The sequence below is a fragment of the Paenibacillus luteus genome, from assembly GCF_006542765.1.
In the GTDB taxonomy this organism is placed as follows: Bacteria; Bacillota; Bacilli; order Paenibacillales; family Paenibacillaceae; genus Pristimantibacillus; species Pristimantibacillus luteus.
In genome coordinates, this window is the sequence record NZ_SKCD01000006.1 from 19,517 (window position 1) to 32,724 (window position 13,208).

General features: G+C 49.5%; 15 protein-coding genes. 7 read left to right on the forward strand and 8 right to left on the reverse strand.

Translation table 11 applies throughout. The features are described from left to right. Positions 1 to 30 precede the first annotated feature (30 nt). The 3 genes from E0496_RS04275 to E0496_RS04285 are packed head-to-tail and all read right to left on the reverse strand — an operon-like array spanning position 31 to position 3,011. Entirely contained in the window at positions 31 to 735 is a 705-nt protein-coding gene (locus E0496_RS04275) for a response regulator (protein WP_141500429.1), read from the reverse strand. Continuing rightward, a complete protein-coding gene (locus E0496_RS04280) occupies positions 735 to 1,589 on the reverse strand; it encodes a sensor histidine kinase (protein WP_141500430.1) in 855 nt (284 codons plus the stop codon). The genes E0496_RS04275 and E0496_RS04280 overlap by 1 nt, the downstream gene beginning before the upstream one ends. 24 nt (positions 1,590 to 1,613) lie before the next feature. Further along, entirely contained in the window at positions 1,614 to 3,011 is a 1,398-nt protein-coding gene (locus E0496_RS04285) for a copper resistance D family protein (protein ID WP_161601307.1), read from the reverse strand. A gap of 189 nt (positions 3,012 to 3,200) precedes the next feature. On the opposite strand from E0496_RS04285, the gene E0496_RS35500 reads away from it, so the two are divergent. Further along, positions 3,201 to 3,356 (forward strand): hypothetical protein, encoded by a 156-nt coding sequence (locus tag E0496_RS35500; protein ID WP_161601308.1) that lies wholly within the window; start codon positions 3,201 to 3,203, stop codon positions 3,354 to 3,356. Positions 3,357 to 3,463: 107 nt separating this feature from the next. Here the strand turns inward: E0496_RS35500 and E0496_RS04290 are convergent, their stop codons facing one another. After that, entirely contained in the window at positions 3,464 to 3,874 is a 411-nt protein-coding gene (locus E0496_RS04290; protein ID WP_141500432.1) for a gamma-glutamylcyclotransferase family protein, read from the reverse strand. A 60-nt stretch (positions 3,875 to 3,934) separates the two neighbouring features. Between E0496_RS04290 and E0496_RS04295 the strand changes: the two genes are divergently transcribed. From E0496_RS04295 to E0496_RS04310, 4 genes are all read left to right on the forward strand, one after another. Then, complete coding sequence (locus tag E0496_RS04295; RefSeq protein WP_161601309.1) at positions 3,935 to 4,825, forward strand: AraC family transcriptional regulator; 891 nt, start codon at positions 3,935 to 3,937, stop codon at positions 4,823 to 4,825. 110 nt (positions 4,826 to 4,935) lie between these two features. Then, positions 4,936 to 6,225, forward strand: coding sequence for a glycoside hydrolase family 27 protein (locus E0496_RS04300; protein ID WP_141500434.1), 1,290 nt, complete (start codon positions 4,936 to 4,938; stop codon positions 6,223 to 6,225). 192 nt (positions 6,226 to 6,417) lie between these two features. After that, entirely contained in the window at positions 6,418 to 6,678 is a 261-nt protein-coding gene (locus E0496_RS04305; protein ID WP_206669707.1) for a hypothetical protein, read from the forward strand. Between the two features lie 78 nt (positions 6,679 to 6,756). Continuing rightward, positions 6,757 to 8,136, forward strand: a complete 1,380-nt coding sequence (locus E0496_RS04310; RefSeq protein ID WP_141500436.1) for a Glu/Leu/Phe/Val family dehydrogenase — start codon at positions 6,757 to 6,759, stop codon at positions 8,134 to 8,136. Positions 8,137 to 8,341: 205 nt separating this feature from the next. On the opposite strand, the gene E0496_RS04315 is transcribed toward E0496_RS04310, so the two are convergent. Beyond that, the gene (locus tag E0496_RS04315) at positions 8,342 to 9,679 is read right to left on the reverse strand and encodes a VWA domain-containing protein (RefSeq protein ID WP_141500437.1); all 1,338 of its coding nucleotides are present in this window, start codon (positions 9,677 to 9,679) and stop codon (positions 8,342 to 8,344) included. Between the two features lie 153 nt (positions 9,680 to 9,832). Here E0496_RS04315 and E0496_RS04320 point away from each other — a divergent pair, with 153 nt between their 5' ends. Continuing rightward, positions 9,833 to 10,135, forward strand: coding sequence for a hypothetical protein (locus E0496_RS04320; RefSeq protein ID WP_141500438.1), 303 nt, complete (start codon positions 9,833 to 9,835; stop codon positions 10,133 to 10,135). A gap of 57 nt (positions 10,136 to 10,192) precedes the next feature. Here E0496_RS04320 and E0496_RS04325 read toward each other — a convergent pair whose 3' ends face one another. The 3 genes from E0496_RS04325 to E0496_RS04335 form a co-directional block, all read right to left on the reverse strand. Continuing rightward, a complete protein-coding gene (locus tag E0496_RS04325) occupies positions 10,193 to 11,155 on the reverse strand; it encodes an aldolase catalytic domain-containing protein (protein WP_141500439.1) in 963 nt (320 codons plus the stop codon). A 347-nt stretch (positions 11,156 to 11,502) separates the two neighbouring features. Then, positions 11,503 to 12,249, reverse strand: coding sequence for a GTP cyclohydrolase II (locus E0496_RS04330; RefSeq protein WP_141500440.1), 747 nt, complete (start codon positions 12,247 to 12,249; stop codon positions 11,503 to 11,505). A gap of 68 nt (positions 12,250 to 12,317) precedes the next feature. Next, positions 12,318 to 12,638: a DODA-type extradiol aromatic ring-opening family dioxygenase gene (locus E0496_RS04335; protein ID WP_241674576.1), complete on the reverse strand. Its 321-nt coding sequence runs from the start codon at positions 12,636 to 12,638 to the stop codon at positions 12,318 to 12,320. 198 nt (positions 12,639 to 12,836) lie between these two features. Between E0496_RS04335 and E0496_RS04340 the strand changes: the two genes are divergently transcribed. Further along, positions 12,837 to 13,160: a winged helix-turn-helix transcriptional regulator gene (locus E0496_RS04340; RefSeq protein ID WP_141500441.1), complete on the forward strand. Its 324-nt coding sequence runs from the start codon at positions 12,837 to 12,839 to the stop codon at positions 13,158 to 13,160. Positions 13,161 to 13,208: the final 48 nt, after the last annotated feature.

Here is a 13,208-nt window from a genome sequence, read left to right on the forward strand (position 1 = left end):
CTCTCCTTTGGCAGCCGTATTGGATATTTCCTATCTTTCCACCATGCCCTGTTCGAAAGCGTAACGTGTCAGCTGCACCCGATTATCCAGATGAAGCTTCTGCAAAATGTTCTTGAGATGGTTTTTTACCGTATGCTCGGACAAACCCAGTTCAGTGGCGATCTCGCGATTAGAAGCGCCCGTGGATACCCGTTCAAGCACCTCTTTCTCCCGGTCGGTTAGCGGCGTTGTCATCACCGCTGCATGTTTGTCCAGTGATTGTGCCTTAAGCGCCGGCCGTTTTCGCTCTTCCGGCTTGCTCACAGAAAATTCCTGAAGCAAGCGGAAGGCGAGCTCCTTCGACATCGGAGCTTCATCGAGTGAAATCGCACGTAAATACTCCATCCAGGAGGAAGGAGCCAGGTTTTTGAGCAAATAGCCCTGTGCTCCCCGCTTAATCGCCTCGAATAAATGCGTAATATCATCCGAGACCGTGACCATGACGATCTTCAAGCCTGGCATAAGCAGCTTCAGCTTCTGGGTCGCTTCAAGCCCTCCCATGCCAGGCATATTAATATCCATCAGCACCAGATCTGGCTGCACTTGGGGGATAGCGGCTATCGCCTCCTCTCCACTGGCTGCCTCACCGACAATAACAAAGGTGTTGTCGGTAAGGACGATATCGCGCATCCCTTCTCGCCCATGCGGATGGTCATCGACCAAAAACACGCGCACCTGCGTTATTTTCTCCGTCATTAGACTGCGCTCCCTCCGATAATCTCCACGATCGTGCCGCGCGGATTCGCCGGCTGCACCGTCACGCTCCAGCCCATCGCTTCTGCACGGTCCTGCATCATTTTAACGCCGTATTTCCCTTTCACAAAAAGCTTATCCGCCGATACACTGATGCCGTCGTCTATAATCGAGCAGCGAAAATGGCTGGTCGATTGACCAGATCCCGTTTCACTTTCACCACGGATCATAATTTGTTCCGCTTTCGCATGTTTTTGGGCGTTCATCAGCGCCTCCCGCATAATGGCAAGCAGTTCCACCTTCTGCTTATGCGACAGCACTCCCTCCTGCACATGCCACTCGACGGATGTACGGATGCCGCTAGTCTGTTCCATTTCCGTGGTCAAATGATGGATGCTTTGCATCCACGACATGTCCGCAGGCAGAGGCGCATCATGCAAGTTTGCTATGGATTGCCTTACGTCATCATACACATGCCGCACCGTTCTCTTAATCTCTTCCGTCGTTTGCTTGGTATCCGAATCGATTTGCGACCTCTCCAGTTTATCGAGCTTCACCGACAGCATAAAAAGCGATTGCGAAATACCGTCATGCAGCTCGCGTGCCAATTGTTCGCGCTCCTCGAAGGCCGCCTTGACCACCCGTTCCCGCTGCAGCGTCTCCTGCGTTTGCTCCAGCTTGGCAAAGAGTGCCCGCAGCAGGGTCAGCGTGATTAGAAATACAAATACCGGCGCCAATACATTGCCCAAATCCATTGAAATGACGGGTAATAAAAACGTATGCCGCAAATATTCCCATAAGCCGATGGTGACGGTCGGAATCCATAGGATAAGCCATTTTAGCCATTTGTAGGACATTGATGCTTCTCCTTCCGCTTGCCGTTAATCATTGCGGAAAGCAATGATCTGCTTCGTCTCCGCACCGCTCTGATCCGTAATGAGCAGCTCTGCCTCCCATTCGCCTCGCGTAGGCAGCTCGACCTTGTCTGATTCATAATCCGTTTCCGTAAAGCCAGGGAAGGATAAATAATTTTCGCCGCTTGCCGCCTGTAATGGAACCTCAATGGCGGCACGCTTCGGATGATCCTTCGAATGCAGCAGCAAACGAACCGAGGCTGGAGCTCCGAGCTGCTCAGGCAGCCATATTTTTAGCGTTACACGGTTCGGTCCGGGTCCGTTAGGCTTAATCTCAAGCGTATAATGCAGCTTATCGCCCATTTGGTGATGGGAAAATGGCTCCGTAGCAGGCTCAGGGCTTACATAAGTAAAAATGCTTGCTACAATGAGCACCAGTGCCATCAGAAGACCATCCAGCTTCAGCAGCTTGCCGCTTGGCAGCTTGCCCTTCTTGGCGCGTCGACGAAGAAAGAAGCCAGCAACAGCGATAAGAAGCACGAACAGCGCTTTCGCGAGCAGCAGCAAGCCCCAGTTCGTATAAAATAAATAACGCCAGCTTGGCAGCATTAGCGCCGTCATAGCAATTCCGCTTACCGTAAGCAGAAGAATCGTAAGCCACGCAATTTTGGTGAAGCGCTCCGCGAAACGGCCCGCTTCCTTGCGATCTGCCCGCCAAAATAACAACAGCAAAAGCAGACCGCCTGCCCATATTGCTGAGCTTGCCATATGTATGAAATCAAATACAACCGCGAATGTATAATCTGGCAACGCCATAACATGTCCGTTAAAGCTCTCCGCCGCTGCAAGCAGGAGCGCCCATATGATTTTGAAGGAATCGGGCAGCCGTACAACCGCAAAACCAAGCAGCGACAGCACGAGGATAGCCAGCCAAGAATGCCCGGTTGCCGTTTCCGTCAGCAATCGGAGCCACTCGTTCGGGCTGCCTCCACCATAGCCTTTCAGCAGCTCTGTGATATGCTTGAAGACAAACAAGAGAACGGCGAGCAAAAACGCTCGCAGTGCATAAATCTCCCATTTTCCAAACAGCTTTCGTGCGTTAGAATCCTCATTCATCGGAATCACAATGGACCACAGCATGATCCCCGACACAAACATAAACGCCAAATAGTAAACGGCTCTTATCGCAAAAAACAAAACCTGCCCCACCGTAATGCCTTCATCACTGCCATGTTCTGAAGAATGAGTATGCCCTACCTGCTCATGAGGGTCAAACGCTGCTGCAACGCTGCCGGTCAGCGGCTCAGCGAGAGCCTGCGACGGGAGCAGCAGCGATCCCAATGCTGTTACAAGCAGAATCAGAAGTGCAGCCGCCAAACCGTTCGTCCATCCGATCGGCCTTGCTCGCTTTATCGTCTCTTTCATCCTATCCATACCCAAAGTTGTCACGTCCCTTTATGTCATTCAGCTCTAGTTTACTAGACCGTTGTCAAAAGAACAATTCCGGCTGTGCTGCTAAAAAACATAGTTTGAATAGAATTATGTATAGCCGCAAGCATTATAAGCAATTCTACAAATAATACACTACGAAAGCAGAAAGGATGTCCTTGAAAAATGGATAAGGATTACCGAATTGCGGAGCTTAGCACCCAAGGCGACGCGCTTGATGCCATCCGCAAGCTGGAGCAGCAATTGACCGAGACCTACGGCTCGGAGGTCGCATTGATCGCTTATGCCGCAGAAGAGCATGAGGAAGACCCGCAAACCTAGAAGAAGAGGCTTTTCCAGCAAGATTAAACGGCTAGCGCTGCTCTATACTGCAATCGAAAAAGCATGAGCTAAAAGAGACATTTCCAAGTTGAGGGGGAATGTCCTTTTTAGTTTTCCTTTGCTTTTTTCCGCGCATAAAAGTCGGGCCAATAGGCGTCTTCTAAAACCGGAATCCCTCTGCACGATTCCCAGATATAAACCCAACCGGCCAGACTGATGTCCTCTGCATCAGAGACCCAAATCCGCTCGTAGTCATTGGCTTCTTCTATACCGTGAAACTCTTCAAGCACGTCCATAGCAGCAAGGCCTGCTCTATCGACGGCAATCCAAAGACCGATTATAATACTAGTGCGCTGCTTTGCAGTTTGATCTCGAACCAGTGCCGGATAGTCTCCGCAATCGACCATGCAGCCAACTATTTGCCCCGGGCGATACGATTCCGCGTAGGCAGCGACGACAGCGTGATTGCTTTGATCCGGAAGCAAGGTTCCATAGATAAAAACCGAAATAGACGACAACTTTTTCTCCCTTTCTATAATAAATTACCTAACTTTCTCATGCTAGGCTTGGAGGTGTTCATGGTCGTGGTTGTTCAGCAGCCTTATGGGGTATATGGCTATCGTTTTCAAGATTCGCCGCAGCTTCCGCTGTACCAGTTGTTTGCCACCGGCTATCAGGAAGTGACCGACCCCGAATATTACTGGGACGGCATGAAACGGATTGACGGGCCTCTTTATTTATTTCAATATACGATCTCCGGGTTCGGTCATTTCCGGCTCGGGGGGGAAACCCGCGAGATTCATCCCGGAATTGCCTTCCTTACGGAAATCCCGGGCAATCACCATTACTGCTTACCTGAAACAAGCGACCATTGGACTTTTTATTTTGTATTAATCAGACAGCAGCACCTGCAAGGGCTCTGGAGGGAACTGCTGCAAACGGTAGGCGCAACGCCGTCCTTTGAGCCTACCAGCGCTGTGGTTCGCTGCTTGCAAAGCTTGTACGCCGATGCAAGGAGCAACCGGATTCAAAACAGCCTTCAAGCTTCAGCGCTCGTTTATCGACTTATGATGGAGCTGTTGCAGTCAAACACAGCGCAGCGGCAAGTCAAAGCGAATTGGCCACAGCCGATCCAGCAAGCTGCTGCCTTCATGGAAGGCGAATTTCACCGCTTGCAAAGCCTCGACGATGTAGCTGCCGCCGCAGGGCTGTCCAAGTATTATTTTACAAGAATGTTCACCCAAACGACAGGCAGTTCTCCGATGGATTACGTCACCAAGCTCAGAATTGAAAAGGCTGTCGAGCTGCTTCGCGGCAGCACGCTCTCGGTAGAGGAGATCGCCTATACGGTCGGCTTTGCAAGTGGAAGCTACTTCAGCAAGGTATTCCGAAGCCGCGTCGGGTTTCCCCCTGCGGACTTCCGATTAGCGAAGGAGCTTCCGTCTATCGACCGATTACAGTTCGATTAAAGAGCAATATTTTACATATGACCGCAATAAATTATGCTAGCCACCTACTGCTGTTTCGTTTTACGATTATCGCATAGAGCAATATTTACGATAAGAGAGGACGAAATTCGATGACAAAAACAGTAAAGCATCATTCCTACGCTGCATTGCCGCCTATGGGCTGGAATAGCTGGGATTGCTATGGCGCCAGTGTAACAGAAGAGGAAGTTCGAGGAAATGCCGAATATATGGCCGAGCATTTGAAGGATTTCGGCTGGGATTACGTCGTCGTCGATATTCAGTGGTATGAGCCTGGAGCGAACTCCTCGCAATACCGCCCCTTCGTCCCGCTGGAAATGGATGAATATTCTCGCCTGCTGCCTGCCGTTAATCGGTTTCCGTCAGCTGCCAATGGCCAAGGCTTTAAGCCGCTTGCCGACTATGTCCATTCCTTAGGTTTGAAATTCGGCATTCATATTATGCGCGGCATTCCGCGGCAAGCCGCTCATGCAGATACCAAGCTGCTTGGGACTAATGCAACCGCCCGATCTATTGCGCATCCCAATTCCATCTGTCCATGGAATACCGATATGTATGGCGTGGACGCTTCCAAAGACGGTGCTCAGCAATACTACAATTCCTTGTTTGATTTATACGCTTCCTGGGGAGTTGACTTCGTCAAAGTAGATGATATCGCTGCCTCCAGGCTGTATGGGATTCACTTGGATGAGATTAAGCTAATCCGGCATGCGATCGAGCAGTCGGGAAGGCCGATGGTGCTTAGCCTCTCACCGGGTCCTGCCCCACTTGAGCACGCTGAGAAGCTTAATGAGCTCGCTAATATGTGGCGGATGACCGATGATTATTGGGATTTGTGGCATTTGCTGCATGAGATGTTCGAACGCTGCGAGAAATGGGCGCCGCATGTTGCAGAAGGCGCTTGGCCGGATTGCGATATGCTGCCGCTCGGTCACCTTGGCATTCGCTCTGTAGATGGCGGGGGAAGCGACCGCTGGACGAGATTCACGAAGGATGAGCAAGTCACGATGATGTCGCTTTGGGCGATCTTCCGCTCACCTTTAATGTTCGGCGGCGAGCTTCGGGATAACGATGAATGGACCTTGTCTCTGCTGACAAACGAAGAGGTGCTTGCGTTGCACCGCAGCGGCCGCGGCGCAAGACAGCTATACCGTGACGAAGAGCGCATTGCTTGGACGTCGGAGGATGAGGCGGGTACCCGTTATGTGGCATTGTTCAACGCAGGCGAGCATGCCGATACCGTCACGGTTACCTTGGCGCAGCTTGGCTTAAGCGAAGCACCGCTAGTCCGCAACTTGTGGGCCCGCGAGGATCTCGGTGTGCTAAGCGAGCTTTCATTCACGCTCGCTCCCCACAGCTCTATTTTGCTTAAGCTAACTTAAAGGTTTGCGCTTTAGGACAACTAACCTGGCTTACTTATACGTGACGCTTAGCCCAGCTTCACCAAGCCACGTTCAGGATCACATGGCATGAAGCCTCTCAGAAAACCAGCTTCCGCACGCTTGTCGTGTTGGGCTGGTTTTTTGTTTTGTCCCTCCCCCTAAAACAAATGAGAAGAAATCATATGCTTCGATATGCATCAATATGATTGGATACACAGCAATATGCAGCAATATGAATCGGAATACGAAGAAATTGGTTTGCAAAAAAGCAGCCGAATCAACTTATCTGCGTTACAGGTGATCGAGCAAGGCCACGCCATCCTAAAGTTGCCTATTCGTTTATTTTGGTTTAACCTCTCCAATATGTTACAGTTAGATTTCATACGTAAACCAGTGCTGCCCCCTTATCCATTTCTGCTGCAGCTGATTTTGCTGTTATTGCTGCACTTGTAGCACAGCATCAAAAAAAAAGGGACAACGCTTTTGCGTAGAAATCATCTCATTCATGAAATCAGAGGAGGTCGTTTAGTTATGGCAAGCCAAACAGGAGCCATCGTACAGCAATCCTTAAACGCACTAATGGGAGACAAAGCTTTTTTGCCGAATTTGCAGGAAAAAGCACGCGAGCAAGCCTTTCTTTCGCTTGCGGCCATTCTATCTACGCCGAACAAAGTACATAAAGCTTTCTTGCGTATTACCGTTGATAACGGCGACGTCGTGCGTATTCCGGCTTACCGTATTCAGCATAACGATACACTCGGCCCCTACAAAGGCGGCATTCGCTTCCATGAATCCGTCAGTGAGGATGAAGTAACGAATCTCGCTGCGCTCATGACACTGAAAAATGCGCTCCATGAGGTACCCTTCGGCGGTGGTAAAGGCGGAGTTGTGATCAATCCGCGCAATTACACAGCGAAAGAGCTATACCTCATCTGCAAAAAATACGTACAATATTTCAGCGATGTACTGGGTCCTGACAAGGATATCCCAGCTCCAGATATGGGGACTGGCGAGCGTGAGATGGACTGGATGATGGCCGAATATAAGAGCATCCATCCCGGTCAACCTTATCTAGGCAGCTTCACCGGCAAAAGCGTCATTAACGGCGGCTCGCTTGGCCGCAGGGAAGCGACTGGAAAGGGCGTCTACTTCACTTTCCGTTACATGCTGCATGATTTCCTGAAAGCGCAAAGCAGTTGGCTGGCTGGCAGCACCAATCCATTCGTTCAAACCGCGCTCGCTCATGCGGACAAGCCGTTGTCGATCGCCGTGCAAGGCTTTGGAAATGTTGGATCGGTTGCTGCGCTGGAGGCCTATAAATGCTCCTATTTGCACAATAAGGTCGTCGCGGTAAGTGACCGGAACGTCACGTTGTACAACCCCGATGGCCTTTCGATCCCAGCCCTGCTGGAATACGCCTCACAGCATCAAGGAGACCTTCCGTTTGATGAAGCCTCCCTTGCTGCCTTAGATTTAAAAGCGCAAATTCTGGCGCGTGAAGATGTTCTCTATCTGGATGTCGATGTGCTTATCCTCGCTGCGCTAGAAGAACAAGTTCACAAAGATAATGTAGAACTCGTAAAAGCCCGCATTATCGTAGAAGGAGCGAATGCCCCTGTCACAGGCGAGGCAGATGAAGCCTTAACTGCAAGAGGGATCATCATCATTCCAGATATACTTGCCAATGCAGGCGGCGTTATCGTTTCCTATTTCGAATGGCTGCAAGGAAGAGAAACGCAATTTTTCAGTGAAGACCAGGTCTATCAAATGCTTTACGAAAAAATGCAAAAAACGCTAAACGGCATTTTGCCTGCGTTCTTCGGAGATCCGTTCCCGCTCCGTCAAAACTGCTATAACCATGCCGTCATGAAGCTGTCTACCGTGCTCTATCGCCAGGGTAAGCTCTATTAACCTCGCTAAGTTACCACATGGATTTGGTTCTCACACTTGGTCAGTAATACCAAGCGCCGATTGGTGATATTCTCGGTCGATGCCTCACACGATTTATATAGGCATTAAAGAAGGCAATCCCTTAAGCAGCTGCTGCTGCGAGGGATTTCCTTTTTTCTGTTCTTCCTTCACTAACTCTTTTTAATCAGATGAATGTATACTCGTTCTAGTCCTGCACGTAACGATTAATGACCTCTACGAGCAAATCATTCAGAAGCTTAACCTCATATTCGCCTACCGCCGGCTCCAAGTGATCGCTGCCGATCCCACTGTCGTCGGTCAAAAACAAATACGTGCCTCCTGTTGCCGTAGCCATGAATCTCATTAAATATTCCGTATCGATGCTAACGCCGCTTGAGGCTAGCGGAATGATGCGAATGCCTTGCGCGGCCGCTTCCTTCGTCAGCTTCTTCATTTCGTCAATGACCTGCGCATCATCATGTGGAGGCGCATCCAGTACAAGGAACAGCAGACGGGCGCGTGCCTCCTTGCTCCAATCATGCTCATATAGCGCATCCTGCAGCGCTTGATCCACAGCCTCAGGATAGTCCCCGCCCCCCTCGGCCTTCTGCTTGCTGAACTGGTCAATCACCTTGTTCATATCCGTCGTAAAAGGATACGGCCTCACGATATACTCATCATGCTTGTCACGGTAAAAGTTTGCGCTAACGCGCATGCCAAGCTGATTCCCATGCTCATCAGACACGCGCCTGACGACATCCTTCAGCTCTGCCTCCAAGTAATTCAGCTCATCCTCCATCGAGCCGGTCGTATCCACCACAAACATGAGATCGACCTGATTGGATAGCTTGGCACTTTTCCCTAGATCAACCTTCACGCTGCCCTGCTGCGGAATTTGCAGCTGCTGCGTCGTTTTGCTTTCTTGCCCGGATTGCACCTTAACCGTGAAATTCCCCCTATTCGCCTTCGCCATATCCTGATCAAATAGGCCCGCATAAACAAACGCTCTTCCTTCCGTATTCGTCCGTGCCGTCCATATGGGCTGATTGCCTGCCAACAACTCAACGCTTGCGTCCGAAACCGATTTTCCATTCGCGGTCACGATGACCTCCAGCCTGTTGAAATTCCAAAACTCCCACAATTGCTTGCTGCTATCTGCTTCTTGCGAATTCAGCAAATTTCCAAATCGCTCCCATGAGGCAAGGTCATCCCATTCCCCAGCCGTCAGTTGGCCCGCCTGCACGTCCTTATCCGAATTTGGATATCCCCGTTTGCCGCCTTCTTTGCCTCTCGTTGGCTCTTCAGAAATAGATAGCGCGCGGTTCTCACTGCCAGCCCTATCCTCTCCTTTCTTCGACAATTCGCCGACCTCTCCCCTAGTTGTCGAATTCGTCCCATCCCCTCGTCCAGCATTATCGCTTGCTCTGTCCGACGCTGACGAGCATGCCCCGAGAATAAGCAGCATAACCAGCGATACCACCAAATGCATGCTAAAGCCTTTTCTCTGTTTGTTCAGCTTTATCTGCACATCACGTACCTTCATTCCTTCTACCCCCTAGCTTTGTATTTCCTAATCTGACGAATATTGGGTATGGAATGTTGCATAAACGAGCTATTCCCATTACAATCGTTTACAGACATGCGGCGAGTCCCACTGCCGGCTGCATCAAGTATTGTACTCAGGAGGACCTCACCCATGGAAACATTTGAATTAATCGCATTCGAAATGACCTATCAGCACCATACCGTTCAGCTTTCCTTTACCTCTGCGGAGCTTGTACGCGTTACTGAATACGGTGACCGTTTGTGGTATGTAGATATTAACGGCGTAGGCGACCGCGAGCTATTAGCATGGTTTGGGCGCAGCGAAGATATTGGGGTTGAGCTTACGGCAGTTGCCAAAAGCGGCCAAACGTTTCGCGGAAAAGGTTATTTCCATCCGAACGAGCCGCATCAAGCGGCTGCCGTGCGCGGCGATGGCGAGCTGTCAGAGCAATAACTTAAACAAAAAAAGCGCCGACCACTCCGGAAAGGAAGGGTCGGCGCTTCTTGCTATTTATTTGTTGTGGGAAATCTCAGGCGTTGTAAGGCGGTCGTAGAACTCGACGCCCTTGTCTTTATCCTTGGAATCGCGAAGCGCCATTGCGGAGCGCGGATGCTCATCCAGAATACCTGTGATCATGTAAGGAATGATGTAGCCCCATTCTTCCTTCTCGCGAAGTGGAATCATGAACTTCTCGATCATATCGAGTACGGGACGAATATTGTACTTCGTATTTTTGAGCTCGGCTACAAGCAGCTCGGTGTTGCAGTTACCCGCTGCGCGGCCCATGCCGTAAACGGAAGCATCCAGAAGCTCAACGCCTTGTTCCGCTGCAAGCAGCGTGTTCGCGAAAGCAAGCTGCAGGTTGTTGTGCGCATGCACGCCAAGACGCTTGTTCGGAAGATGCTTCTTGAATTTCTCTACCAGGTAGCTCATGTCGTTTGGTTTCAGGCTTCCGTAGGAATCCACCACGTAAACAACATCAACCACGCTATCATTGATGAGCTCGAAAGCTTCGATCAGTTGGTTTTCCATCACGTTCGATAGAGCCATAATGTTCAAAGTCGTTTCGTAACCGCGCTCATGGAATACATTAACCAGCTCAAGCGCTTTATCTACGTCCTGGATATAGCAGGCTACGCGAATCAGGTCCAGCAAGCTTTCGCTGCGCGGCAAAATATCGTTCTCATCAACGCGGCCGATATCAACGAGTGCGGACAGCTTCGTGTTGCCTTTGTTCGGAATCACTTTTTTCAGGAAATCATCGTTCAGAAAACGCCAAGGGCCAGCACTTTCAGCACCTTTAAGCAGCTTTGGAGAGTTTTTGTAGCCGATTTCCATATAATCGACGCCGGCTTCGTTCAAGCTTTGGTACAAATGCTGAACGAACTCGACACTAAAATCCCAGTTATTCACGAGTCCGCCATCACGGATCGTGCAGTCAACAATTTTACAATGGCTCGTTTTTGATTGCATGCATTGATACTCCTTTAATGTGAACATGAGTTCATTTTTTCTCATCATACTTGAAATAGAAGAGGAACGCAAAATAATTTTGTCGTTTTATGGCTATTCTAAAAGCTTTTTCACATTTTCAGACAGGTCTTTGCGGAACTGGACATTTCCCACTAATTCCATTTTTCCATCGCCATTTAATGCTTCTATTATAACCATTCTTTTGCAGCAATTATCCATGGGCTCCTTCCATCTGCCTATTGTTCCATTAAGGCTTAGACGATGGGAAGACGCTAAATGTTTTCGCAAAAAAACTGTACCTAGTCGCCTACGGCTGCCCAAGTACAGTTTTCATTTCTTCTTACTGTTTATTTCACAAGCGTATGGGGCTCTTGTCCAAAATGACCCGAACGGTTCATCTTCGTTTGAATGTATTTCTCGTTGTAGACGGAAGTGTTGCCCCATAACGGAACTCTGCCCGCAACGTTGAGACCTGATTTGCGAAGCGCCTCTACCTTGCGCGGATTATTGGTAATAATCGAGACCGGCAATGTGCGAAGCAGTTTAAGGACGGCAATCGCCTCACTGTAATCGCGCGCATCGTCGGCAAAACCAAGCTCCGTGTTCGCATCGACCGTATCATGGCCTTCCTCCTGCAGCAAATAAGCAATCGCCTTGCTGAACAGACCAATCCCACGTCCTTCATGGTTTGCCAGATAAAACAAAGCGCCTGAGCCATGCTCGGTAATGATGCGCATCGATTGCTTCAATTGAAAGCCGCAATCGCATCGCGCGCTCCCGAAGATATCACCTGTGTGGCATATACTATGCATGCGGATAAGCGCATCCTCATTATTTTCGAAATCGCCGTATACGAGTACGCTTGATTGCTGAAGATCCGCATAGGAGAAACGGTTGAGATCCTCGACCAGCTGTTCAGGAGATAATTCCGCGCCTGCCTCCTTGCGGAGCCAGCTGTACCAATGAAATGTTTTCGTTTCCCCGTCGAGTTCAACAGGAAGCTTGACCGGGCCTATAACGTAAATATCGTCATTTCCGTTTTGCGTTCGTTTTAACTTATCTTTAATAATAGCTGCTATATTCGGTTTAATCATGCTTGCTCACCTTCTCTGAATAAGTATAAGATTAAAATTGCATAGATAAATAACTCAATGTGCCAAACTCATAGCTCCGATAAACGACCTGTGGCGCTGCTTCGGGATCTCCGCTGCCAAGCGCTATATATAGGAACAAAATGCTCCGCGCGGGGTACTGCCATTTTAGCATGCGGAGCAAGTCCTTCATACTCGAATAGGGAATTTAATTCCTGTTTGCTCATTTTCTCAATCAGCCATTCGTCAAACTCTACGGCCCAGTTCTCCGCTTCCTTCTGTCCCCATTTGACCGCTCGCAAATGGTGAACGGTAACGCCGCTGCCAATCTGCAGTATATTTTGAGCACCTAAGCTACGCAGTGCCTCGCCGAGCGCATTCGCTATATTCATTTTGCTCGACTGCGAGCATCGGTGATTCATGCGCCAGAAATAAGGATTTCATTGTGCGTCCCTCCACATTCACTTACTATTCGTAACTAATTATAATTTTATAACTAAGGATAGTCAAGTAATTAACATTATTCAGGTGTGCTTGTATAAATAAGATATTAAGGTTATACTGAATGCAAGTAAAAAGAGGTGATACGCATGGATCAATCTAATTTATGTCCACGGTTTCAAAAAGGTATGGACATTATTAGCAGACGTTGGAACGGACTTATCATATTCCAGCTTTTGTCCGGCCCGCAGCGTTTTTGCGCCGTTCAGTCTGCCCTGCCGATCAGCGGCCGACTGCTGTCAGAGCGATTCAAGGATTTGGAGAATGAAGGCATCGTCGACAGACAGGTATATCCCGAGATCCCTGTTCGCATAGAATATTCATTAACGGAGAAGGGCCGCGCGCTAGAGCCGATTATCCGTGAAATTCAAATTTGGTCGCAGGACTGGATTGAACCGGTGATTCAAGCTTAATTCCGAACGTTTAGCACCAAAGGAATATCCCGCAAGCGGAGAAAGAGC